Genomic DNA, 24,084 nt, shown 5'->3' on the forward strand with positions numbered 1-24,084 from the left:
AAGTCCAAAGAGAATACATATGAAGGGATAGTGAGCCCTTTGGATTGAGGTGAGGAGCAATGAACGGGAGAACTAACGCTGCCGGCAGCCGATCGGAGTCGAGGCCTTCGAGACAAATTAATGTCGTGCTCCGAAGCAGCGAGGCCCCGCTGGTCAGCAGTGCCGTACCCGCAAGTGAGCCGGCAGCCTTGAATACGCCGGTACAAGGCCTGTTTCAGGAGATTCAGAAGGAGCTGGACCAATTGGTCGGGCTGGAGCAGATTAAAGAGCTCGTTTACGAGATTTATGCGCTGCTTCAGGTGGCAAGAATGCGATCAGTCGCCGGGCTCCATAGCGGCGGTCAGGTTTTTCATATGATTTTTAAAGGCAATCCGGGGACCGGAAAGACGACAGTAGCCCGGATCGTTGCGAAGCTGTTTCAGAAGATGGGTGTGCTGAGCAAAGGACATCTTGTCGAGGTAGAACGTGCAGATCTGGTTGGTGAATACATCGGACATACGGCCCAGAAAACGCGGGATCTGGTTAAGAAAGCGATCGGTGGGATTCTGTTCATTGATGAAGCCTACAGTCTAGCCAGAGGCGGGGAGAAGGATTTCGGTAAGGAAGCTATCGATACCCTGGTCAAAGCGATGGAAGACCATAAGAATCAGTTTGTTCTGATTCTCGCCGGTTATTGTGATGAAATTGATTTTTTTATGTGCAGTAATCCCGGGCTGCATTCCCGATTTCCGATCCAGATGAATTTCCCGGACTATAACCTGGATCAGCTGATTCAGATCACTGAGCTCATGGCAAAGGAACGGGATTATATTCTGATGCCGCAATCCATGAGCCGGCTGCGTGAGCATCTGCAAAGTGAGAAAGAGGACGGCAGTCATGCCTTCAGTAATGCGAGATACGTGCGAAATTTAATAGAGAAGGGTATCCGGAATCAGGCTGTGCGTTTGCTAAATCAATATGTTACCGGGAATCCGGGCAAGCTGGAATTGATGACGCTGCGGCCTGAGGACTTTCGTATGCAGCTTCCTTAAATGATTTTCTACAGATTTGATGCAATTACCTAACCTCTAAAAGGAGTACTATCTATGGCAAATCATTTACATGAGACGAATTCAGAGATGAAGGATCGGGCAATATTGGTCAGCCTCGTAACAGATCAGGTAAAGCGCTCCGGCCTGAATACCGAGCATTCTCTGCAGGAACTGGTTCAGCTGTCAGAGACGGCTGGCGTCGAGGTGCTGGAGGTGATTACCCAGAATCGCGAGACCCCGGACTCCCGGTGGTTTATCGGCAAAGGCAAGGTCGAGGAGCTACGCATGGCTATTGACGGCCTGGGAGCAAACACCGCTATTTTTGATCAGGAGCTGTCGGGTGCTCAGGTTCGCAATCTGGAGGAGACGCTGGACGTCAAAATAATCGACAGGACTCAACTCATTCTTGATATTTTTGCTCAGCGAGCCAAGACGCGTGAAGGGATTATCCAGGTTGAGCTGGCGCAGCACAGCTATTTACTGCCCAGGTTATCAGGTCATGGCAAAAATTTATCCCGGCTCGGCGGCGGAATCGGCACCCGGGGTCCCGGCGAGAGCAAGCTAGAAACGGATCGCAGGCATATCCGTGACCGCATCAGTGATTTGAAGCGGCAGCTGGATGAGATTACGAAGCATCGCGTCCTGCACCGCGAACGCAGAAAGAAATCCGGAGCCATTCAGGTCGCTCTGGTGGGATATACGAATGCCGGCAAATCAACCTTGCTCAACCGACTGACCGCTGCGGACGTATATATTGAGAATCAGCTGTTTGCAACGCTGGATCCGACGTCCAGAGTGCTGGAGCTGCCGAGTGGCAAGGAGGTCGTGCTGACCGATACCGTTGGATTTATTCAGAACCTTCCTCATGACCTGGTTGCGGCCTTTCGTGCGACCCTTGAGGAAGCGAATGAAGCGGAGCTTATCCTTCATGTGGTGGATGCTTCCTCGCCGATGCGGGATGAGCAGATGCAGGTCGTGTCCAAGATTTTGCAGGAGCTTGGAGCCGGTGATACGGACCAGCTTACCATTTTTAACAAGATCGATGCCTGTGAGCCGCAGCAACAGGAGATGCTGCCGGCAGGTGAGGGGAATCTAAAGATCAGCGCATTCAATGAATCGGATTTGGAGCGGGTAAAGCTTGCCATTCAGAATCATTTGTCCGGGGGAGCGGTCAAGTTCCGAATTCCGGCGGAGCGAGGCGATCTCAGCTCTCTCATTTATCGAATCGGCGATGTGGTAGAGCAATCGGTAGAGGATCATGATCTCCTCTATGAGGTGCACATCAACAGAGCCGACTATGAGAAGCATGGGTATCAGCTCAAAGAGTATCTGATTCCTTAAGGATGACATCGATCTGTTACAGCGGCTGGCTTCGTGCCGGTCGTTTGCAGGTTATATGCGCTATAGTGCAGCATGAATAGTTAGGAGAGAGAGACATGGCAAGGTTTGCAGAAGAAATTACGGCAATAAGTATCGCCGCAGAGGAGCGGATTTCTTCCCGGCACCGGGAGATCGATGAGCTTGTAGATTTTAATCAATGGAAAGTGATTGATGCATTTCAGCGTCATAAGGTTAGCGACTATCATTTCGCAGCATCTACAGGCTATGCGTATAACGATCGGGGACGTGAAGTGCTGGATGAGGTGTACGCGGATGTGTTCGGAGCAGAGGCTGCTCTGGTAAGGCCTCACTTTGCTTCAGGGACGCATACGATTTCAACAGCGCTGTTTGGGGTATTAAGACCTGGGGATGAGCTGTTATCGATCACCGGACGACCTTATGACACGCTTCACAAGGTCATCGGCAAGGAGCAGGACGGTACGGGTTCCCTGCGTGACTTCGGCATAACCTACTCAGAGGTGGCTCTGACGGAGGAAGGCGAGGTAGATTGGCCTGCCGTAGAAGCCGCCATTCAGCCCAACACCAAGGTGATCGCCATTCAGCGGTCGCGTGGCTATTCCTGGAGATCTTCTTTTACTATTTCTCATCTTAAAGATATGGTTGAACAGCTTCGGCGGATCCGAGAGGATCTTATCATCTTTGTCGATAATTGCTACGGAGAATTTACAGAGCGGCTGGAGCCAACAGAGGTCGGAGCCGATCTGATCGCGGGTTCGCTGATCAAGAATCCGGGCGGCGGGATTGCGGAAACCGGAGGCTATATCTGTGGCCGCAAGAAGCTGGTGGATCAGGCAGCCTACCGCTTAACAGCCCCAGGCATCGGGCGGGACGTCGGAGCTATGCTGGGAACCACCCGCGCCATTTATCAAGGCTTATTTCTGGCCCCGCATACCGTTGGACAGGCCTTGAAGGGCAGTATATTTGCAGCGGCCGTATTTCAAGCCATCGGATTTCAAACACGTCCTGCCTGGAACGAACCGCGGACAGATCTAATTCAGGCCGTTCAATTCTCGGGCCCGGAGCATTTGATCGCTTTTGTACAGGGTATTCAGCAGGCAGCTGCGGTGGATAGCCATGTGGTACCGGAGCCTTGGGATATGCCGGGATACGAGCATCCGGTCATTATGGCGGCGGGAACCTTTATTCAAGGAGGGAGTCTGGAGCTGTCTGCAGATGCGCCTATTCGGGAGCCTTATATCGGATATATGCAGGGAGGACTCACCTATTCTCATGTCAAATACGGCGTTTTATCGGCTCTTCAAACCCTAAAAGATCGAAATTTATTGTGAGTTTATCTCACATATGGTTGACATAAGAGATCAGGAAATATACAATGGGAGGAAGAAAAGATCACTTGGAAGGTTGATGAGTTATGGGTGATGATATCCGAAGAAATATGGCGCTGTTTCCGATTGGGATTGTCATGAAGCTCACGGATCTATCTGCAAGACAGATTCGCTACTACGAGCAGCATCACTTAATAGTACCTGCCCGTACTTCAGGCAACCAGAGACTGTTCTCCTTCAATGATGTTGAACGATTACTGGAAATTAAAGCTTTAATCGAGAAAGGCGTAAACATTGCGGGCATCAAGCAAGTGATGAATCCCGTGACGAAGGAGTCGGAGGAAGCCACGGTGCTGACCCCGGATACGGAAAGCAAGCGCCGGGAGATGTCTGAGTCCCAATTGCGGCGTCTGCTGAAGCAGGAACTGATTTCGGCTAAAAGACCGGGTCAAGTATCCTTGATCCAGGGCGAATTGTCCCGGTTTTTTAATAAATAAACCAAAGATGAAAAGGGAGAGGATATAGTGAGTTATTCGAAAGATGATATTCTTCGTATTGCCAAGGAAGAAAACGTACGTTTTATCCGCTTGCAGTTTACCGACCTTCTGGGGACGATCAAGAACGTTGAAATTCCAGTAAGTCAGTTGCCAAAGGCGTTAGACAATAAAATGATGTTTGACGGATCTTCCATCGAAGGCTATGTTCGGATTGAAGAGTCGGATATGTATCTGTATCCGGATCTTGACACTTGGGTTATTTTCCCATGGCATTCCGAAGATCGTGTTGCGCGTCTGATCTGTGATATTTATCTGCCGGACGGCACTCCGTTCCCTGGCGATCCGCGCGGCATTCTGAAGAGAAACCTGAAGGAAGCCGAAGAGATGGGCTTCACTTCGATGAATGTTGGCCCAGAGCCGGAATTCTTCCTCTTCAAGACAGACGAGAAGGGTAACCCGACTATGGAGCTGAATGACCAAGGCGGATACTTTGACCTTGCTCCTACCGATCTGGGTGAGAACTGCCGCCGTGATATCGTACTGACACTGGAAGAGATGGGCTTCGAAATTGAAGCTTCTCACCATGAAGTGGCTCCAGGACAGCACGAAATCGACTTTAAATATGCGGACGCGGTTAAAGCCGCTGACCAGATCCAGACGTTCAAGCTGGTAGTTAAGACGATTGCTCGTCAGCACGGATTGATCGCAACCTTCATGCCGAAGCCGTTGTTCGGTGTGAACGGTTCCGGGATGCACTGTAACCAATCCCTCTTTAATGGCAAAGAGAACGCATTTGTCGATGAGAGTGATGAGCTTGGGCTGAGCGCTACGGCACGTCATTTCATGGCAGGAATTATGAAGCATGCCCGTGCATTTGCAGCCATTACAAACCCTACAGTGAACTCTTACAAGCGTCTGGTTCCTGGCTACGAAGCTCCATGCTATGTAGCATGGTCTGCGAGTAACCGGAGCCCGATGATCCGTATTCCGGCATCCCGCGGACTGAGCACGCGTGTTGAGGCTCGTAATCCGGATCCGGCAGCGAATCCTTACCTGGCTCTGGCTGTAATGCTGAAGGCTGGTCTGGACGGCATTAAGCGTAAGCTTCCTTTGGCAGCGCCTATCGACCGTAACATCTATGTGATGACGGAAGAAGAGCGTATCGAAGAAGGAATCCCAAGCTTGCCTTCTAACCTGAAGGAAGCGCTGAACGAATTGATTCGCAATGAAACGATCTGCGAAGCATTGGGTGAGCACGCCCTGTCCCATTTCTACGAACTGAAAGAAATCGAGTGGGATATGTACCGCACACAGGTTCACGGTTGGGAACGCGATCAATACATGACCATGTACTAAAAGAGGAATCCCTTGCGCCGTATGGCGTGAGGGGTTTTTGTTTTGGGGGGCAAAAACAAAAAAAGATAACCCTGTACAAAGTACAGAGGTCATCTTCTCTTAATTAGATGGTGAATATTCCTAATGAATATCTCTAAAAATGCCTACTACTTTACCTAAAATCGATACATGATTCAAGCGAAGCGGCTCGTACGCCGAGTTCTCTGGCTGAAGACGGATATGATCCTTTTCCTTATAGAAGGTCTTGACTGTAGCTTCGTCCTCTTCGGTCATGGCGACGACAATATCTCCATTGTCCGCGGTCTGCTGCTGTCTCACGATCACGTAATCTCCATTGATAATTCCAGCCTCAACCATACTGTCGCCAGCGACGGAAAGCATGAAAATCTTGTCATCGCCAACAAAATGCTGAGGCAGCGGGAAGTAATCTTCGATATTCTCCGTAGCGGTGATCGGAACGCCGGCGGTAACCTTACCGACTACAGGCACTCTGGAAATCGTATGCGTGAAAAGATTGCTGCTCTCTGACTCTTCCTGGCCCAGCAGTTCAATCGCTCTAGGCTTAGTAGGGTCTCGGCGAATCAGGCCCTTCTTCTCCAGACGGTCTAAATGACCATGTACCGTAGAACTGGAGGCTAGTCCGACGGCTTCGCCAATCTCACGAACTGAAGGCGGATACCCTTTACTGCGTACTTCTGTACGGATAAATTCCAATATGGCCAATTGGCGGCTGGATATCTTCGACATTCCTTATCAACCCCATTTATGTAACGTTTGGTAAAAGTATAACATAGAACTACCGTTCGTACAAACGTTAGTTCTAAATAATTTTTCTCGGAACAATTGTTCGCAAAAACGCTTGAAACAAACAAGTGTTCTTGTTATAGTAGATTCAAACAGAACATTTGTTTGGGAGATGATCGACATGCTGAAATATAGTACTTATCGGAGTATTTATGACCACCCGGCGCAGCCGCAAGCCAGGGCACAGGGAAGGAAGTCCTTATCTCAAGCTTTGAATTACATAATGTCTTTAAACCGCAACAAGCTGTTAGGTATTCTGTTCGTGTTCTTTCTGGGCTTTAGCAGCGCATTGACTGTATTTGCAAAGGGTGAAGAGGAACCTGCAGAGGTGCGGGAGATCGTTGTGCAGTCAGGTGACACCTTATGGAGCATTGCAGCTAGTCACAAGCCGGATTCCATGGACATCCGTGACTATATTCATACCATTGCGAAGTTTAACGGACTGAATAGCCATGATATTAAATTCGGAGAGGTTCTGAGCTTACCCCTCTACTAAACTGTCATAGGGAATAGGCTTATCGTATACTCATTCTCCTTGATCTGCATTATTTAAAATGACGTATCTGTTTCTTCATAGATAATGATATAATATATCTGACTCTTTCATAATAAAGAGCTTGGTCAAGGCCGCTTTCTTGACAAGCTCTTTTTCTCATGTCACAGTTAGGAATGAACATATAAGTGGAGGTATTCAGATGGACATTGATGCATTGGTGGAGCGTATTAACGTTCTCGCGAGAAAGAATAAGACGGAGGGGTTAACGGAGCAGGAGCAGCAGGAGCGTGCTGAGCTTCGTGAAATCTATCTCAATAATATAAGAAGAAATTTCCGGCAGCAGCTTGATTCCATTGAATTTGTTGATGAAGAGCCCGGTAAAGGGAAAGGCTTAAAGCATTAAGTCTGCTTTTTAAATAAACATGAATAAAGGGGTAAGGACATGTCTCGTTCATGGGAAAGAAAAGTAAGCAAGAACCTGGCCCAGGTCAATAAACAGCGTAAGAAGCAGGGCCAGACCTCTATTGGCGGTAACGGTACAGCGGCAGATGGACACATTTTTAAGGGTCGTAAATATGTACTGCCGATTGTGCTTCTGGCCCTGGCAGGTCTGTACGCTTTGTTGGGCAGAGCTACAGCGAGCGCGGCTGGAGCAAGCGACGTTCTGAACTGGGTAGGAGTTAGTCTGTATGTGCTGCTAGCGATCATGATTTTTTTGAGAAAGCCGTTCTTGAAGGTTGGCCGAAATACGCTGTCAACGTTCAAATTCAATCGCGAACGGAAGCTATCACCTTCCGAAATTAGCAAGATTCGGCTTTTGAACGGCTCTGTCGTTATTGAAACGTCAGCAAAGGGCGGCAATTGGGTGTTTTCCCGTCTGATTAACCGATATGACACGGATGCTATGGGGAAAAGGCTGGAGGAATTCGCCAGCATGCACCAAATTGCGGTGGAGCGCGAGTAACCGACAAATTACAGAAGATTGAAGGGGAGAGGGACATGTCTAATGCTGCTGTGTTGTTTGATTTGGATGATACCCTGCTATGGGATGAGCGAAGTGTAGAAGAGGCCTTTACAGCTACCTGCAAAGCGGCTGCCGACGCTGTCTCCATTAATGCCGGGGAGCTGCTTGCAGCTGTTCGTGAAGAAGCTCGTAAGCTTTATGAAACCTATGATACATTTGCTTTTACTCAAATGATCGGCATTAATCCTTACGAAGGCTTGTGGGCGAACTTCACGGCAGGGGAACAGCCAGAGTTTCGCCGGCTGCAGGAGCTGGCGCCAGGCTACCGCAAATCGTCCTGGGACAAGGCACTGAACAGGCTCGGAGTGCAGGATGAGGAGCTGGCCGCTGCACTGGCGGAACAGTTCGCCGCGGAACGAAGAAAGCGCCCTTACGTGTACGCAGAAACGTTTGAAGTGTTGAAGTCGCTGCAAGGTAAGGTCAAGCTGCTGCTGCTGACGAACGGCAGTCCGGATTTGCAGCAAGAGAAGCTGGATGGAGTGCCTGATCTGGCTCCGTACTTTGATCACATTGTGATCTCAGGCAGCTTCGGTAAGGGTAAACCTGATCCTTCCATTTTCCTGCATGCGCTCAGCATGCTGGAGGTCGATCCACAGCGGGCTGTAATGGTAGGGGATAAGCTGACAACTGACATTAAGGGCGGTAATGCGGCCGGACTGACAACCGTCTGGATTAATCGAACCGACCGTCCTAAAGATCCTGCAATCCTTCCGAATTACGAAATTCAGGATCTGAAGGAGCTGCATCCCATCTTAAATAAGCTGCAGCTTACATAAACAATCCTTATATGCTGCGCTATTGAAGTCCCGAATATGATTCGGGGCTTTTTAGCGTTCCCTTTTTACTTCGTACCTCTAAAGCTGTGTTTCACATTCTCTCATTCAGGTAATTATACAGGTAGACCATGATGACCATGAGATCTAAACCTAGAGAGGAGAATTCACGATGAAGACAGCAGTGTTTGGAGCAAACGGACAAATTGGAAGAATCTTCACAGACCTCTGGATTCGAGAGCAGCATGGTGAGGTAAGAGCTTTGATACGAAGCAGTGATCAGGCAGGGTATTTTGAAGAACTCGGTGCAGATCCTGTGCTGCTTAATCTGAAGGATGATGTCAACACACTGGCGAAGGCGCTTGAAGGCTGTGAAGCAGTTGTTTTTGCTGCAGGCTCTGGAGGGGATACCGGGGCAGATATGACGCTGCTAATCGACCTCGACGGGGCGGTGAAAGCTTCCGAGGCAGCCTTGAAAGCAGGCATTGACCGGTTTGTGCTAGTGAGTGCTATGGGTGCAGGTGAACGGGAGCGCTGGAGCGACAGCATCAAGCCATATTATGTGGCCAAGCACTATGCCGATCAGGCCGTTGAATCCAGCGGACTTTCTTATACGATATTGCGTCCGGGTGCGCTGACCAATGACGAGGGCAGCGGAAACATTGAAGCGGGGCCGAGTCTTGAGCCTGGAAGCATTCCAAGAGCAGATGTTGCTGCTGCCATTGTGACTGCATTATTAGAGCCTAACACACAGGGCAAATCGTTTGAGCTGATTGAGGGCAGTACACCAATATCAGAAGCTTTATCAAAGCTCTGATTGAATACAGCAAATGAAGAATGCCTGGAGACACTATCCTCAATTGAAGGTGGTCTCCAGGTCTTTTTATAACTCCGGCGGGTTGAATCGTCACATAATTGTAAGTCTCCTGCAATGCACCGAAGGAGAGGAATCATGTATAATGACCTTACGGATGTAGAACCGATACTAAAGCAGGTGAATTGAATGAAGAGCACTGGCACGAAGCTGTCTTTGAAGAGAAATGCTGCTCTATGGTCCGCGCTCCTGCTCGCCGCGATTGCACTCGCTGGCTGCAGTGGGGAGTCCGTCAAAGGGAGTGGCGGGGAATGGGTGCTAGAGGATCCGATCCTCGTTGAATTATCTTTGAGCAAAGAGGTGGCCGCTGCCGGTGAGGCTGTGTCCATGATCGCGAAGGTCACTCAATCGGGCGAACCGGTGGATGATGCGGATACCGTAGAATTCGAAATTACGCAGGAGGGCGGAGGCATGCAGGTAAAGGTCCCGGCACAGCACTCCGGCAACGGAAATTATGAACTTCAGAAGAGGTTTACGGATACGGGTACATACCGAATTATCTCTCACGTTACCGCGAGGGGAATGCATTCGATGCCTGTCAAGGAACTACAGGTTACCCCATAGCGCACATGCTGGTCACCGCCATACTATGAATATTGTACAATGCAAAAGCAGCAAGACCTCTGAGGCCTTGCTGCTTTTGCTGGTTCCTGATCGTTTTTAGAGGCCTGGGTTAGGCACGGGTGTCGCGATCCAGCCATTGGCTTCAATGAACAAACGGACGGCTACAATTTGCTTGTTATCCATTAATGTAAAGAAGTGCGGCGTATTCTCAGGTACGGAAATAACGTCCCCCGGCTCCAATTCCACATTAAAATAACCTACATCCTCTGCACCTTTAATAATGAAAATGCCTTTACCGCCAACAATAGCGCGGATTTCATCTTCAGTATGAGTGTGAACCTCTTCAAATTTTTGCAGAAGCTCTTCCAGGTTAGGGGTAGATTCAGACAGGGTGATGACGTCCCAGATTTTATAGCCGCGGCGGGCAGCCAGATCCCGAATTTCTTCATCAAAAATATCAAGAATTCGTTTCTTGTCATCATCAGAGAGTGAAAACTGCTCCTGCAGCTCCTTTGGAAGCTTATCCATATTCCAATGCTCGTATACGACCTCTTGCGAGTTTAGGAATTGACGAACATTTTCCTCGCCGGAGATTCTTTCGTTCGTGTTGCGAATTACAATTTCAGCCATGATTATATCCCTCTTTCTCCACTTGGAATAATAAGTATTATAAGGATTTACAAGCAGCTTGTCATCCCTTAACCTGTATTTTATATGATTGCGCCGCATAATTCACGTTATAATCATTCTTTCCTAATGAATTTAATTCTGTTACACTAAGATTTAACGTTTTACGGGGAGGGGTAGCTTTGAGTAAGCCAAGTTTACAAGATATGCTAAAAGAACGAATATTAATCCTCGATGGTGCAATGGGCACCATGATTCAGCAGGAGGACCTCTCTCCAGAGGATTTTGGTGGAGAAGAACTGGATGGCTGTAACGAAATGCTGGTGCTTGAGCGGCCGGACGTGATTCAATATATACATGAAAAATACCTCGAGGCGGGTGCAGATCTAATCGAGACCAATACCTTTGGCGCGACATCCGTGGTATTGGCCGAATACGATATCCCGCATTTAGCCAAAGAAATCAATTTGGAGGCTGCTCGCTTAGCGCGTGCTGCTGTAGATAAATATTCGACACCAGAGCGCCCGCGCTACGTGATCGGGGCCCTAGGACCCACGACGAAGACGCTGTCGGTGACCGGAGGCGTGACGTTTGCTGAGCTGATTGAGAGCTACGAAGAGCAGGTTGTTGCTCTCATTGAGGGCGGGGTTGACGCGCTGCTGCTGGAAACATCGCAGGATACGCTGAATGTTAAGGCGGGTACGATTGGCATTCGTCAGGCTTTTGAGTCATGTGGCGTCCAGCTGCCAATTATGATATCAGGTACGATTGAGCCAATGGGAACCACACTCGCCGGTCAGAATATTGAGGCCTTCTGCATTTCATTAGAGCATATACAGCCGATTTCTATCGGGCTCAACTGTGCTACGGGTCCGGAGTTTATGAGAGACCACATTCGTTCGTTGTCAGATATGTCGAGTGCGGCGATTAGCTGCTATCCAAACGCAGGACTTCCAGATGAGAATGGTCACTATCATGAGTCTCCGGAATCCTTGGCGCAAAAAATGGGTGCTTTTGCCGAAAAAGGCTGGCTGAACATTGCCGGAGGGTGCTGCGGAACGACACCGGAGCATATCCGGGCATTAAGTGAGGTAATGAGCCGTTATGCACCGCGCCCGCTTTCAGGCAGCCATCTGCCCGCGCTTTCCGGAATTGATCCCGTCTACATTGAACAGGATAACCGTCCATATATGGTCGGCGAGCGGACGAATGTGCTCGGCTCCCGGAAGTTCAAGCGCCTTATTGTAGAAGGCAAGTATGAAGAGGCCTCGGAAATAGCCAGGGCGCAGGTCAAGAACGGTGCACATATTATTGATGTCTGCGTTCAGGATCCCGATCGGGAGGAGAAGGCCGATATGATCGCGTTCCTGGAACTTGTCGTCAAAAAGGTCAAGGTGCCCTTGATGATTGACACAACCGATCCGGAAGTGATTGATCTGGCCTTGAGCTACTCCCAGGGGAAAGCGATTATTAACTCCATTAACCTTGAGGATGGCGAAGAAAAGTTTGAGCATGTAACTCCATTGATTCATAAGTACGGTGCTGCGGTGGTCGTGGGTACCATTGACGAGAGCGGTCAGGCCATAAACCGGGAGGATAAATTAAACGTTGCAAAGCGCTCCTATGAGCTCTTGGTTCATAAATACGGAATCAAGCCGGAGGATATTATTTTTGACACGCTGGTGTTCCCGGTAGGTACCGGGGATGAGCAGTATATTGGCTCGGCCAAAGAAACGATTGAAGGAATTCGTCTCATTAAAGAGGCAATGCCGGAGTGCCATACGATTCTGGGGATTAGTAATGTCTCGTTTGGCTTGCCGGAGGCGGGCAGAGAGGTGCTGAACTCGGTATTCTTATATGAATGCACGAAGGCGGGCCTGGATTATGCCATCGTCAATACCGAGAAGCTGGAGCGTTATGCTTCTATCTCCGATGAGGAGAAGCGCCTTGCGGAGGATCTGATCTACCGGACCAATGATGATACCCTTTCCGCTTTTGTAGCCGCATTCCGGAATAAGAAGGTTGAGAAGAAGGAAAAGATCTCGAACCTTTCTCTAGAAGAGCGTCTAGCATCTTACGTGGTTGAAGGCTCCAAGGAAGGCTTGATCCCGGATCTGGATGAAGCCCTCAAAAAAAGCTCACCGCTGCAAATTATTAATGGTCCCCTGATGGAAGGGATGTCCGAGGTTGGAAGACTGTTTAATAATAACGAGCTGATCGTTGCCGAGGTGCTGCAGAGTGCGGAAGTCATGAAGGCTTCTGTAGCTTATCTGGAGCCATTTATGGAGAAGAACGAATCGTCAGTTAAGGGTAAAATCATGCTCGCCACAGTCAAAGGTGATGTGCATGATATTGGAAAAAATCTGGTAGAAATCATCCTCGCGAACAATGGTTACCATATTGTTAACTTGGGTATAAAAGTACCACCGGAGCAGATCATTGAAGCGTATCGCAGAGAACAGCCCGATGCAATCGGGTTATCCGGTCTGCTGGTAAAGTCGGCCCAACAGATGGTTCTGACGGCACAGGATTTAAAAACGGCGGGCATCAGCGTTCCGATCATGGTGGGCGGAGCAGCGTTAACACGCAAATTTACCCGGACGCGGATTCGTCCCGAGTATGAAGGTATGGTGTTATATGCCAAGGATGCGATGGACGGCCTTGATCTTGCCAACAAGCTGAGTGATCCGGTTAACCGCTCCAGCCTGCAGCTGCAGCTTGAACAGGAGCGCGAGGAGGATGCACAGGTTCAAACTGTCGTTAAGGTAATGCCAGAGCCGGTGCGGATTAAGCGTTCTGAAGTTTCTACGGAAGCGCCGGTATACATGCCGCCGGATTTGGATCGTCATATTATTCGTAACTACCCGATTTCTCACATTCTTCCTTATGTAAACATGCAGATGCTGTTAGGTCATCACCTCGGCCTGCGGGGATCGGTAGAGCAGCTCTTGGCAGCACAGGATCCCAAAGCAGTTTCATTGAAGGAGACGGTAGACAGCATTTTTGACGAAGCGATTCGCAACGGGATTATTCAAGCACACGCTATGTACCGCTTCTTCCCGGCGCAGTCGGAGGGCAATGATATCCTCATCTATGATCCAGCGGACTCCAAAACGCTGCTTCATCGTTTTAGCTTCCCAAGGCAGCAGGTTGAGCCTTATCTGTGTTTGTCTGACTTCTTGAAGTCTACAGACAGCGGAATTATGGATTATGTCGGCTTTCTCGTCGTTACGTCCGGGCATGGGGTTAACAAGCTCTCTACGGAGTGGAAGGACAAAGGCGATTATTTGAGATCTCACGCGCTCCAGGCAGTTGCTCTGGAAACCGCTGAGGGACTGGCGGAGCGTGTCCATCATATGATGCGGGATTCCTGGGGCTTCCCGGATCCGGAGGATATGACCATGAAGCGTCGACTGGGTGCTCGTTATCAAGGTATTCGCGTCTCCTTTGGATATCCGGCATGTCCGGATCTGGAGGATCAGGGACCGCTGTTCCAGCTGTTGAAGCCGGAAGACATCGGGGTGGAATTGACGGAAGGCTTTATGATGGAGCCGGAAGCCTCGGTATCGGCCATGGTGTTTAGTCATCCTGAGGCTAAATATTTTAATGTGGATAAAGCTTAACATCATATGCGGTGTACAGCCGCTGGAAATCCTCCGAGTATTCGGAGGATTTCTACGGTTTACATCCCTGCATAACGTGAAGGGAGAAACGACATGGAGCTCTATTTTCTAGGGACGAACGCAGGGGTTCCTTCCTTGCAGCGTAACGTCACCTCAGTTGCCTTAAGGCTGCTGGAAGAGCGCGGGACCATCTGGTTGTTTGATTGCGGCGAAGGAACGCAGCATCAGATTCTCCGCTCTCCGCTGAAGCTGAGCAAGCTGGAATATATTTTTGTTACACATATGCATGGTGACCATATTTTTGGCTTGCCCGGCCTGCTATCGAGCCGTGGAGCGCAGGGAGCAGCCACCAAGGTGACTGTATTCGGACCTGTAGGAATACAGTCGTTTCTTCAAACAGCGCTGACGCTTAGTCAATCAAGAGTGAACTATCCGCTCGACATTGTGGAGCATGATGGAGGCGTATTACTCGAAGACGGTACCTTCAAGGTCGAGGCCGCCAGATTAGAGCATCGGGTAGACAGCTATGGCTACCGGATCACCGAGAAGGACCGTCCCGGCAGTCTCGATTTGGATCAGCTCCAGGCGCTCGGCCTAAAGCCAGGCCCGTTATACGGTCGTTTAAAGCGCGGGGAAAGCGTCGAGCTCCGCGAAGGGGAGATGCTGCATCCGTCTCAGGTGCTTCTGGCTCCCAAGAAGGGACGGATCGTAACAATTCTAGGGGACACTAGACCCTGCGAGAATGTGGTGCCGCTCGCCCAAGATGCCGATGTGTTGCTGCACGAGGCAACTTTCATGCATGAGCTTGCGGATACCGCGGCTGAATATTTTCACAGCACCTCGACGCAAGCCGCAGAGGCTGCGCTCCAAGCTAACGCGCGTCAGCTTCTGCTGACTCATTTCAGCTCCAGATACAAGGATGTAGAGCATCTACAGCCGCTGCTGGAGGAAGCCAAGGCGGTGTTCCCTAACACCAAGCTGGCGGAAGACTTTGCTTTATTTCCTGTCGCTCGCAGGGAATAAGAAAATTATTTTCCGGGAAAGCGCAGGAAATGACAAGGGAATACATTCGATGTAGACTGTTGTCAATTGTAAGTCTGTTACACCTGAAGCAGACATTATGATCGTTAACCTTATAAATATTTAATGGAATGAAGGAAGGGTGTGATCGTGATGAGCATACACACAACAGGGATCTTGATTGATTTGGACGGAACCTTGTATCACGGTAAGCGCCGCATTCCCGGAGCGGATCAATTCGTTTCCCGGCTGAGGGAGCGTCAGCTGCCATTCCTGTTTGTGACGAACAATTCTTCACGGACTCCGGAGCAGGTTGCAGACCACCTGAAGGAAATGGGGATTGATGCTGCAGCGGATGAGGTGTGTACTTCATCCCTTGCCGCAGCGAGTTATATTTCCCGTGAATTACCTGGCGCAAAAGTGGCGATTCTGGGAGAAGAGGGACTTCACACGGCTATCGAACAGGCTGGCCTGCAGGTTACAGAAGATCAGCCGGATTATTGTGTTCAAGGCATATACCGTTCCTTCAGCTATGATTCGCTGGCCCGCGCAGTCCAGTGGATTCACGGCGGTGCGGTATCCGTGCTTACTAATCCGGACCTGCTCCTGCCTTCGGACGATGGCCTGTCTCCTGGCGCCGGCTCACTGGGAGCAGCCATTGAAGCCGCTTCGGGCGTCAAGCCGATTGTCATTGGTAAGCCTTCGTCGATTCTGATGAACTATGCGGCTGACCGCCTCGGCATTTCACCAAGACAGGCTGTTGTGGTTGGTGATAATATGAGGACCGATATTGCGGCAGGCGCTCAGGCAGGCTGCAAGACCATACTCGTCATGACGGGAATTACGACACCGTATAATCTCGAGGAGCACCGTACATCTGCAGGCGTGTCGCCAGACTACATTTGCGAAACGCTATCGCAGGCTGCCGACTTATTATGCAGCGGGGAGCTATTTACATAAAGCTGGAATGGAAAGGGAAGATGCATCATGCCGGAGCTTCCGGAAATGGAGAACTATCGCAGGCTGCTGTCAGAAGTAATCTTGAATACCCCAATTACGGATGTAACCGTTCAGCGGGAGAAATCCATTAACATGGCACCTGAGCTGTTTGCCAGTACTTTAATGGGTTCACGCTTCATTTTTATTGAACGCAGAGGCAAATACCTCATCTTCCACTTAAGCGACGGCAAACGGCTGCTGCTGCATCTGATGCTTGGAGGATTGCTGTACTTGGGACATGGACATGAAGACAAACCGTCCCGAAATACACAAATTGAAATTTCATTCGGGTCTGCTACGCTATACTTTATCGGATTGAGACTCGGCTATTTGCATCTGCTCTCTGCCAAAGAAAGTGATCTTGCACTGGAAGGTCTGGGCCCGGATCTGTTTAGCCGAAAGCTCACCCGGGAGCGCTTCACAGCGATTCTCCAGAGTCGCAGGGGAACCTTGAAAAGCTTGCTCGTTAATCAGCAGGCTATAGCCGGGATCGGTAACAGCTATGCGGATGAGATTGCATTTGAAGCGGGGCTGCATCCTTCAACCAAGGTTCAGCAATTGTCTGAGTCCGAGATCTCCAGGCTTTATGATGCTGCAATGAGCGTATTAATTGACGCTCTGGAGGCTGGCGGTTATATGGAGCTGCCTCTATTTCAGGGAGATGAACGAACGGGCGGCTTTGACGAATCCTTCAGGATTTATGATCGCGAAGGACAGCCCTGCGTCAGATGTGGCAGCACAATTGTTAAGACAGAGCTGAGCGGTAGAAAAGTATTTTATTGTCCGGTTTGTCAGCCGTAAAGGGACATGAATTCCACACATACCACACCTAAAGTTGGCGGACACGTAAGCACTCAAGGCGGATATGCTGCCGCTGCTCGGCGAGCCTTGCAGATGGGCGGTGACGCCTTTCAATATTTCCCGAAGAACCCGCGCCGGCTACACGTAAAAACCCCTGATTTTCATGACTGCCTGTCATGCAGAGCCTTTTGCGAGGAGCATGGACTTGTTTCTGTTGCGCACACGCCTTATCCTGTGAATATGGCTGCTGGTCTGTCAAAGGGAAAAGAGCATTACCGGCTGACTGTGGATTGTCTGATCAATGACTTGATCATTGCGGAAGCTTGCGGCTCCCTCGGAATCGTGGTGCATTTTGGTCACGGCAGCAGTCAGGATCAGCTTACTGCCTACCAGAATATGATTCGCTGCATGAATGAGGTGCTGCGTGAGTGGAACGGACAAGCCAAGCTGCTGATTGAGAACCAGGCGGGTGACCATGGCGATATGGGTATCACGCTTGAAGAATGCGTGAAGGTGAGAGAGCTGTCTTCGTCTCCGGACCAAATCGGCTTCTGTCTGGATACCTGTCATTGGTTTGCCTCGGGACAGTGGCAGGGGGAGAATACGGCTCAGCTTTTAAAGCGGGGCTCAGAGCTCGGGTATTGGGAGTCATTGGCTCTCGTTCACCTGAATGACTCCAAATACGGAGCCGGCTCCCGGAAGGATCGTCATGAGCGTGTGGGGCGCGGCAGGATTGGAAAAGAGTGTCTGCAAAGCTTGCTGCAGAGCAGGGAGCTGGCTGATAAAGTGTTCATTTTGGAAACGGAAAGAGGCGAGGACGGAACTCACCGGCATGATATTGCCAAAGTGAGATCCTGGCTGAACTAAGGAGGGAATGACCATAATTCATGTATATTTGGATGATTGGCGTGCCTGTCCCCCAGGCTTTGCTCTCGCTAGAAACGGGGAAGAATGCCTAATGCTGCTGCGAGAGTGCAAGGTGGGTATTCTATCTCTCGATTATGAGCTGGGGCCGGATGTGATGAACGGCGGGGATGTGGCCGCGGCCATTGTACGGGAGCAGCTGTATCCGGAAGAAATTTTTTTGCACACTTCAAGTCCATCCGGACGCACGCGAATGTACGAGATGCTCTATCAGCACAAGCCTCCGGGCGTGAAGGTTCATCATGGTCCCATGCCGGCGGATTATCTTAAGACTGCAGGGTATTCAGAAGCATGATTGCTATTTCAGAACGGGAGTTCAAGGAGCGTCTGGCCTGGCAGCAGCAGCTGCGGAAGCAGGGACGGAATGGGGTACAGCCGGTTATTGTCTTTTTACACACTCCGTTGTGTGGAACCTGCAAGGCTGCACGTAAAATGCTGGAGGTTGCAGAGGCGATGCTTCCGGACGGAGTGCTGCTGGAGAGCGATGTGAATTTTCTGCCTGACCTGGTCCAGCAGCTACAAGTGCGAAGTGTGCCGGCCCTATTGGCCGTCACTGATCATGACGCAGAGCCTTACAAGATATTGTACCGGATGGGCTCGGTTCAGGATATTTTGAGTTTTGTCAGAGGAGTGATGAGATGATCTCATTGCAGTATATTCACTACAAAAGGGAAGACCGCCTGATCCTTAACGATATTTCCCTCGACATGAAGCCCGGGGAGCACTGGGTCATACTTGGCCGAAACGGCTGTGGAAAGACGACGCTGCTTGAAATGATTACAGGCTATTTTTTTCCCAGTTCTGGGCAGGTTGAGGTGCTCGGGAATCTGTATGGCCGGTGTGATGTCAGAGAGGTTCGCAAGAGCATTGGTTATATCAGTCAGTCCTTGATGGAAAAGCTGTCTCTGCGTGATCAGGTATGGGAGGTTGTAGCCACGGGAGCGTATGCATTTCTTCGCTTTTATCAGCAGATTCCGGAGCAGGTGGAGAAACAGGCCCGTGAATTGCTTGATGATATGAATTTTGGTCATCTGGCTAATCATCCGCTCGGCACGTTGTCCCAAGGTGAACGTAAGAAGGTGATGCTGGCTCGTTCTCTGATGGCTGATCCTCAGCTGCTCATTATGGATGAGCCGTGTGCAGGGCTGGATCTGTATGAGCGTGAAAAAATGCTGCTTGAAATTGACCGGCTTCGTAAACGGAACGTAATGGTTGTCTATGTCACTCATCATATTGAAGAAATTGTTCCTCTGTTCACCCATGTTGCGTTAATGAAGGATGGACAGCTAGCAGGAGCTGGACGCAAAGAAGAGGTATTAAATAAAGAACTTATAAAAGCTGCTTATGATATTGATGCCGAGCTGGAATGGGACGGCGGGCGTCCGTGGATTAAAGTGAAATCTGGAGGGTAACCCCATTGCGAGACATTGAGCATGAAATTAGGAATGAACAAGCCGGTCACATGAAGCAGGTGAAGCTGGTATGTACAGCCAACCATGGCTTTGCACCTTATGCCCAGGAGGAGCTTCGCCGCTTGTTCGGCAAGCTGAAAAGCACTGTGCTAATTCCGGGAGAAGTATTCATCGTTACCCTGGAAGCCGAAAGTATCGAGCAGGTGATCCGCAAAATTAAAGAAGCGTCGCTGATTTTTTTGCGGCATCTATTTCCTGTCCATCTTGAAATGAAGGCTGAAGACGCTGAAGCTGCTGCCAGAGAACTGGAGCGTTATGCACTTGGCCGGGAGGAGCTGGGCGAGAGCCTTGTAGCTCTTCAAATACGAAAAACAGCAGATAGCAGCTGGAAGGAGCACCCTTCTGCTCTTAGAGACAGGCTGCAGCAGTCGATGACTCCCCTTGCTTCAGCGTTTGCAGTTCAGCATTCGGAGTGGATTCTGTCCGTATTTGCGGCAGCTGATCATTGGTATGCAGGCGTCGCTAGACCCGAAGATCAATTGTCGGATTGGAACGGTGGAGCGATTCGGTTCCAGCGGGAGGAGGGTCAAATCTCTAGAGCGAAATTCAAACTGCTAGAAGCAGAGCATCAATTCTCGATTCCGTTTGACTCCTTCCACAATGCTCTGGATATCGGGGCAGCCCCCGGCGGCTGGACCTCGTTCCTGCTGGAGCGCGGGCTGCGAGTTACGGCAGTGGACCCTGCTCAAATGCATGACTCTTTAAAGGGACATCCACAGCTCCGAATTCTGAACAAGAACGCTTCAGATGTGAAATTTAAAGAGCATGAGTTCGATCTGCTTGTGTGTGATATGAGCTGGAGTCCCAAGCAAATGGCTAGGCTCGTGACGGACCTGCTCTATAGTCTGACTCCCGGCGGAACAGCTATTGTGACGGTGAAGCTGCTGACCAAGAAGCCAATGGCGCTGGTTACAGAAATGCTGAATTGGTTCGAGGATGCTCATATGCAGGTCCAGGGAGCCAAACAGCTGTTTCACAATCGCGATGAGATTACGCTGTATATGATTAAATACTAAATAAAAAAAACTCTTTACAAAGTTCGGCCTGGCAAGCTATAATGATTCCAAAATTAACCAATAGATCGGGAAAGCATCCTGCTCTGTTCACTGCGTTACTGCAGAGAACAGTCGGGGTGCTTTTTTTTGTAATGTCGTAATCATGTCAGGAAATTAGGAAGGGCGAGAAGAATGCTGAAACAGCCAAGTAAGCTGAGGCCAGGCTCTGTGCTGGGTGAACGATACCGAATACTGACCCGGATTGGTGAAGGCGGTATGGGCTATGTGTATCTAGCGGATGATGCCAAGCTGCCAGGGAAGCAATGGGCGGTGAAGGAAAGCCTGCATGCAGAAGGGCAGGCAGGACATGTGCAGGCTGAGGCCGATGTGTTAATTGGACTTAATCACCCCATGCTGCCTGGGATCATAGATTTTTTCAAACCAGATCCAGATGGATATGCCTACTTAATTATGGATTATATCCATGGACAAACGCTGGAGCAGTTTATTAGGGGTGAGGGTGGTCAAGTCAGCAACAGCTTTATCTTTGCAGCTGCAAATCAACTGCTGGAGGTGCTGGGTTACCTGCACCAGCAGACGCCGGCTATCATCTACCGCGACCTGAAGCCATCGAATATTATGCTGACTCCGGACCATCTAATCAGACTTGTCGATTTCGGGATTGCCAGAAGCTACAAAGGCCTTCAAGGCGAGGATACCGTCAAGCTCGGAACGATCGGCTTTGCGGCTCCCGAGCAATATGGCGGAGGAGAAAGTGATGAGAGATCGGATTTGTACGGTCTGGGCGCTCTGCTGCTTTACATGCTTACTAATGGGCGGGCGAGTGAATGGAGACCTGGAATCAAGTCTTTTATCCGGGAAGGTGCACCCCCAGAGATGGTCTCCATGGTTCGCCGGCTATTAGAGCAACAGCCGCAGGATCGCTATCAGTCTGCTGCAGAGGTGCTTCGAGTTCTGAGGGAAAGCCAGCACTCCGGGGGAGGCGGCTCCTCTTCCGGCCGTTTCTCTTCTTTCTCCGGGAGCCTGGTGACTGCTGTACTGGGTGCTGCTCCCGGAATCGGAGTGACACACTGCTGCATTATGATGGCACATTATTTGGCGAAGAGCTTCAAGCGGGTAGCGATTGTAGAAATGGGACTCAAATCAACAGCGTTTAAGCAAATTCAAGAAATTGCAGTGGATGCATCAAGGCAGCACGAACGCAAGTTTGTCATTCAAGGTATCGATTACTGGAGGCAGGCGGCAAGAAGTGACATCATTTCACTTCTTGCAGGGAGCTATGATGCCGTTGTGCTCGATCTAGGAGCTTACCGTGACAGCGATAGGCTGGAGGAATTTTTCCGGGCGCAGATTCCGGTTGTAGTCTGTCCCTCAGCAGAATGGCGCTGGAAGGATGTGCAGGCTGTAACTCAAGCGTTGACTCGCTACAGCCAGCCCGGAAGGGTCTATGCGCTTCCTTGTTCAGATGAAGGTGAAGCAGAGAGAATGAGCAGAAAGCTGGGAGGAAGCCAGGTCATACCTCTGCCATTGTTGAAGGATCCTTTTCAATATACAGACACTACCCGTCAGGCTATGGATCAAATCTATGCTGCGGTTATTCCTGCAGGCACCAGAAGGCCGTGGTTTTCATTTGCAAAACGATGGATGCATTAGAAGGAGGTAGATTCAGCACATGCCAATATTAACTGCCCGAAACCGAAGGCTGCTGCTAGCGGGGCTGACTGGCGCCGTGGTTACTGCTTTTTTCGCCGCGGGAGGCTTATATTTTGCGCAAGATCATTTCCAAAGCCAGTATCGTGAGGAGAAGCAGCAATATTTGGATCAAATTGAGGAACTGCAGCTTTTGGCTTCGGCCGGCGGTCAAGGCATGAAGACCTTGTGGGTGCCGGATCAGGATGTTCCTGCAGGAGAGCTGCTAAGTATGAAGAAGATGAAGCAGGTTCAGGTTCCAGCTGAAATGCTGCCTGAAAATGTGCCGGCGTCCCTGGAGGAGCTTCAGGGAAAAGGAGCCAAGATCGAGCTTCGGAAAGGAACACCCATCACGCTGTCTATGCTGTTTGATCAGGAAATGACACCCGATGATCTCCGGCACCGGGAGCTGAAATCGGTGTGGCTGCCCAGCAACCTCAAGCTGCAGGATCAGATAGACATTCGTATTCAATTTCCGACGGGACAGGATTTTATCGTTCTTGCCAAGAAAAAAGTGGATCGCTTGGCGGCGCCTGCTTTTTGGACGACGTTGAATGAAGAAGAGATCTTACTGCTATCCAGTGCGATGGTGGATGCCTATCTGAATGGTGCCTCGCTGTACGCTCTGACCTACGTTGAGCCTGGAATTCAGGATCGGGCCATTCCCAATTACCCGCCTAACGTAAAAGTGAATTCTCTCATTAGAAGTGACCCTAACATTATTAGGGCAGCGGAGAGAGCCTTAGAAATCTCTATAAGGCAGGCTCTGGAGAAGGATCTGGCACCGCTGAATACAGGTGACAGCCCAAACAGCTACGACAACAGTTTTGGCAGCAGCTCTAGTATCAGACATGGCAGCGGTAGCAGCGGGACACAGGATTTTGCTACCTGGATTCCGGCGGGTGGACCATCGCAGCCTGATTTAGGAACGGGTACCCTGCCGAGTAATGAGTTCGTGCAGGAGCGTGCAGATCAGGAAACTGAGTCTAGTCGTATACTGGGAGCACCTCATGCAGGGCAAGCCTCCGGTTCTACGGAGAAGGAAGCTGATCTGATATTTTCAGCTCCATAAATGGAGCTAAGGAGGACTTATTGTTGTGAAAACATGGATATTTGCAGGTGTGAGTGAAAAAAACGATTTTCTGCTCTATATGGCTAAAGTGCTTAGCTGCAGCGGTTATCGGGTGCTCCTGGTAGACGGGACTTTACAGCACAATTATGCCCATCACATTGGGGCGGCAGGGCAAGATCAAGGCATTTATGAATTTAGCGGCTTTGATGTTGCGTGTTACTTCCGGCACGGGGAGGATCTGATGACTTGGATGAACCACTCCGAGGAAGAAGCATATGATTATTGGCTATGGGATGTTGAATGTTTAGATTATATTCTAGATCATCGTTGGAAGGAGGCAGACGCATGCGTATGGTGCAGCAGCTTCAGTCTTACCAATCTGTTGAGCGATCAACGGTGGCTGAACGAGCTCTCAAGAAGCAGCGCATGGAGCAGCGAAATCGCCTTTCACCAGCTGTATTTAAACGTTATCGAAGATAGAACTGCCGACTCTTATATTACTAGCATTATGAGCCAGGTGTCAGTGCACTGGCTGGCTGATCCAATCCGCATTCCCTGGGATGAGACCGCAGCAGCACTAAAAATTGATAACGAGCACACCTCCCGGCTGCGAATCAAGCCGCTAAGCCGCAGATACAAGCGGGCATTAGCTCAATTTATTCAAAGATTGAGCGATATGGAGGATCACCATATTCATAAAGCATTCAAGCAGGCCGGAAGGAGAAGAGCATGAGC

Annotated in this window: 25 protein-coding genes; 23 read left to right on the forward strand and 2 right to left on the reverse strand. The window is 50.0% G+C overall.

The features are described from left to right. Window positions 1-59: 59 nt before the first annotated feature. The 5 genes from ACH6EH_RS01255 (at window position 60) to glnA (ending at window position 5,571) form a co-directional block, all read left to right on the forward strand. The gene (locus ACH6EH_RS01255) at window positions 60-1,031 is read left to right on the forward strand and encodes an AAA family ATPase (protein ID WP_397330777.1); all 972 of its coding nucleotides are present in this window, start codon (window positions 60-62) and stop codon (window positions 1,029-1,031) included. A gap of 54 nt (window positions 1,032-1,085) precedes the next feature. Further along, window positions 1,086-2,372, forward strand: a complete 1,287-nt coding sequence (gene hflX / locus ACH6EH_RS01260) for a GTPase HflX (protein ID WP_397330778.1) — start codon at window positions 1,086-1,088, stop codon at window positions 2,370-2,372. Window positions 2,373-2,467: 95 nt separating this feature from the next. Further along, the gene (locus ACH6EH_RS01265) at window positions 2,468-3,721 is read left to right on the forward strand and encodes a methionine gamma-lyase family protein (protein WP_397330779.1); all 1,254 of its coding nucleotides are present in this window, start codon (window positions 2,468-2,470) and stop codon (window positions 3,719-3,721) included. Between the two features lie 83 nt (window positions 3,722-3,804). Continuing rightward, window positions 3,805-4,215, forward strand: a complete 411-nt coding sequence (locus ACH6EH_RS01270; protein ID WP_138225680.1) for a MerR family transcriptional regulator — start codon at window positions 3,805-3,807, stop codon at window positions 4,213-4,215. 27 nt (window positions 4,216-4,242) lie between these two features. Further along, the gene (gene glnA, locus ACH6EH_RS01275; protein WP_397330780.1) at window positions 4,243-5,571 is read left to right on the forward strand and encodes a type I glutamate--ammonia ligase; all 1,329 of its coding nucleotides are present in this window, start codon (window positions 4,243-4,245) and stop codon (window positions 5,569-5,571) included. Between the two features lie 120 nt (window positions 5,572-5,691). Here the strand turns inward: glnA and lexA are convergent, their stop codons facing one another. Next, entirely contained in the window at window positions 5,692-6,318 is a 627-nt protein-coding gene (gene lexA / locus ACH6EH_RS01280; RefSeq protein ID WP_138225735.1) for a transcriptional repressor LexA, read from the reverse strand. 178 nt (window positions 6,319-6,496) lie between these two features. Here lexA and ACH6EH_RS01285 point away from each other — a divergent pair, with 178 nt between their 5' ends. From ACH6EH_RS01285 to ACH6EH_RS01310, 6 genes are all read left to right on the forward strand, one after another. Next, complete coding sequence (locus ACH6EH_RS01285) at window positions 6,497-6,871, forward strand: LysM peptidoglycan-binding domain-containing protein (protein WP_397330781.1); 375 nt, start codon at window positions 6,497-6,499, stop codon at window positions 6,869-6,871. 199 nt (window positions 6,872-7,070) lie between these two features. Next, window positions 7,071-7,274, forward strand: coding sequence for a DUF896 domain-containing protein (locus ACH6EH_RS01290; RefSeq protein WP_138225737.1), 204 nt, complete (start codon window positions 7,071-7,073; stop codon window positions 7,272-7,274). A gap of 39 nt (window positions 7,275-7,313) precedes the next feature. After that, complete coding sequence (locus ACH6EH_RS01295) at window positions 7,314-7,835, forward strand: hypothetical protein (protein ID WP_138225738.1); 522 nt, start codon at window positions 7,314-7,316, stop codon at window positions 7,833-7,835. Between the two features lie 35 nt (window positions 7,836-7,870). Further along, window positions 7,871-8,671, forward strand: a complete 801-nt coding sequence (locus ACH6EH_RS01300) for an HAD family hydrolase (RefSeq protein WP_397330782.1) — start codon at window positions 7,871-7,873, stop codon at window positions 8,669-8,671. Between the two features lie 169 nt (window positions 8,672-8,840). Beyond that, entirely contained in the window at window positions 8,841-9,485 is a 645-nt protein-coding gene (locus ACH6EH_RS01305) for an SDR family oxidoreductase (protein ID WP_397330783.1), read from the forward strand. A 186-nt stretch (window positions 9,486-9,671) separates the two neighbouring features. Beyond that, on the forward strand, window positions 9,672-10,106 hold the full coding sequence (locus tag ACH6EH_RS01310; protein ID WP_208202784.1) for a FixH family protein: 435 nt from the start codon (window positions 9,672-9,674) through the stop codon (window positions 10,104-10,106). 96 nt (window positions 10,107-10,202) lie between these two features. On the opposite strand, the gene ACH6EH_RS01315 is transcribed toward ACH6EH_RS01310, so the two are convergent. After that, window positions 10,203-10,736, reverse strand: coding sequence for a cupin domain-containing protein (locus ACH6EH_RS01315; RefSeq protein WP_397330784.1), 534 nt, complete (start codon window positions 10,734-10,736; stop codon window positions 10,203-10,205). Window positions 10,737-10,915: 179 nt separating this feature from the next. Between ACH6EH_RS01315 and metH the strand changes: the two genes are divergently transcribed. The 12 genes from metH to ACH6EH_RS01375 all read left to right on the forward strand — a co-directional run bounded on the left by metH (window position 10,916) and on the right by ACH6EH_RS01375 (window position 24,082). Beyond that, the gene (metH, locus tag ACH6EH_RS01320) at window positions 10,916-14,356 is read left to right on the forward strand and encodes a methionine synthase (protein ID WP_397330785.1); all 3,441 of its coding nucleotides are present in this window, start codon (window positions 10,916-10,918) and stop codon (window positions 14,354-14,356) included. A 93-nt stretch (window positions 14,357-14,449) separates the two neighbouring features. After that, on the forward strand, window positions 14,450-15,379 hold the full coding sequence (gene rnz, locus ACH6EH_RS01325; protein ID WP_397330786.1) for a ribonuclease Z: 930 nt from the start codon (window positions 14,450-14,452) through the stop codon (window positions 15,377-15,379). 150 nt (window positions 15,380-15,529) lie between these two features. Next, window positions 15,530-16,336, forward strand: a complete 807-nt coding sequence (locus ACH6EH_RS01330) for a TIGR01457 family HAD-type hydrolase (RefSeq protein WP_397330944.1) — start codon at window positions 15,530-15,532, stop codon at window positions 16,334-16,336. A gap of 27 nt (window positions 16,337-16,363) precedes the next feature. Next, window positions 16,364-17,176 carry a DNA-formamidopyrimidine glycosylase gene (gene mutM / locus ACH6EH_RS01335; protein WP_397330787.1) on the forward strand — a complete coding sequence of 271 codons (813 nt, stop codon included), beginning with the start codon at window positions 16,364-16,366 and terminating at the stop codon, window positions 17,174-17,176. 6 nt (window positions 17,177-17,182) lie between these two features. Next, the gene (locus tag ACH6EH_RS01340) at window positions 17,183-18,043 is read left to right on the forward strand and encodes a deoxyribonuclease IV (RefSeq protein WP_397330788.1); all 861 of its coding nucleotides are present in this window, start codon (window positions 17,183-17,185) and stop codon (window positions 18,041-18,043) included. Between the two features lie 13 nt (window positions 18,044-18,056). Further along, window positions 18,057-18,395 carry a cyclic-phosphate processing receiver domain-containing protein gene (locus ACH6EH_RS01345; protein WP_397330945.1) on the forward strand — a complete coding sequence of 113 codons (339 nt, stop codon included), beginning with the start codon at window positions 18,057-18,059 and terminating at the stop codon, window positions 18,393-18,395. After that, window positions 18,392-18,742 (forward strand): thioredoxin family protein, encoded by a 351-nt coding sequence (locus tag ACH6EH_RS01350; RefSeq protein WP_397330789.1) that lies wholly within the window; start codon window positions 18,392-18,394, stop codon window positions 18,740-18,742. The genes ACH6EH_RS01345 and ACH6EH_RS01350 overlap by 4 nt, the downstream gene beginning before the upstream one ends. Beyond that, window positions 18,739-19,512, forward strand: coding sequence for an ABC transporter ATP-binding protein (locus tag ACH6EH_RS01355; protein ID WP_397330790.1), 774 nt, complete (start codon window positions 18,739-18,741; stop codon window positions 19,510-19,512). The genes ACH6EH_RS01350 and ACH6EH_RS01355 overlap by 4 nt, the downstream gene beginning before the upstream one ends. A 50-nt stretch (window positions 19,513-19,562) precedes the next feature. Continuing rightward, on the forward strand, window positions 19,563-20,588 hold the full coding sequence (locus ACH6EH_RS01360; RefSeq protein WP_397330946.1) for an SAM-dependent methyltransferase: 1,026 nt from the start codon (window positions 19,563-19,565) through the stop codon (window positions 20,586-20,588). A gap of 171 nt (window positions 20,589-20,759) precedes the next feature. Beyond that, window positions 20,760-22,241, forward strand: coding sequence for a protein kinase domain-containing protein (locus ACH6EH_RS01365; protein ID WP_397330791.1), 1,482 nt, complete (start codon window positions 20,760-20,762; stop codon window positions 22,239-22,241). 19 nt (window positions 22,242-22,260) lie between these two features. Continuing rightward, the gene (locus tag ACH6EH_RS01370; RefSeq protein ID WP_397330792.1) at window positions 22,261-23,349 is read left to right on the forward strand and encodes an SAF domain-containing protein; all 1,089 of its coding nucleotides are present in this window, start codon (window positions 22,261-22,263) and stop codon (window positions 23,347-23,349) included. A 25-nt stretch (window positions 23,350-23,374) separates the two neighbouring features. After that, complete coding sequence (locus tag ACH6EH_RS01375; protein ID WP_397330793.1) at window positions 23,375-24,082, forward strand: hypothetical protein; 708 nt, start codon at window positions 23,375-23,377, stop codon at window positions 24,080-24,082. The last annotated feature ends 2 nt before the right edge of the window (window positions 24,083-24,084 follow it).

This window comes from Paenibacillus sp. JSM ZJ436 (assembly GCF_044383795.1).
Lineage (GTDB): Bacteria > Bacillota > Bacilli > Paenibacillales > Paenibacillaceae > Paenibacillus_AQ > Paenibacillus_AQ algicola.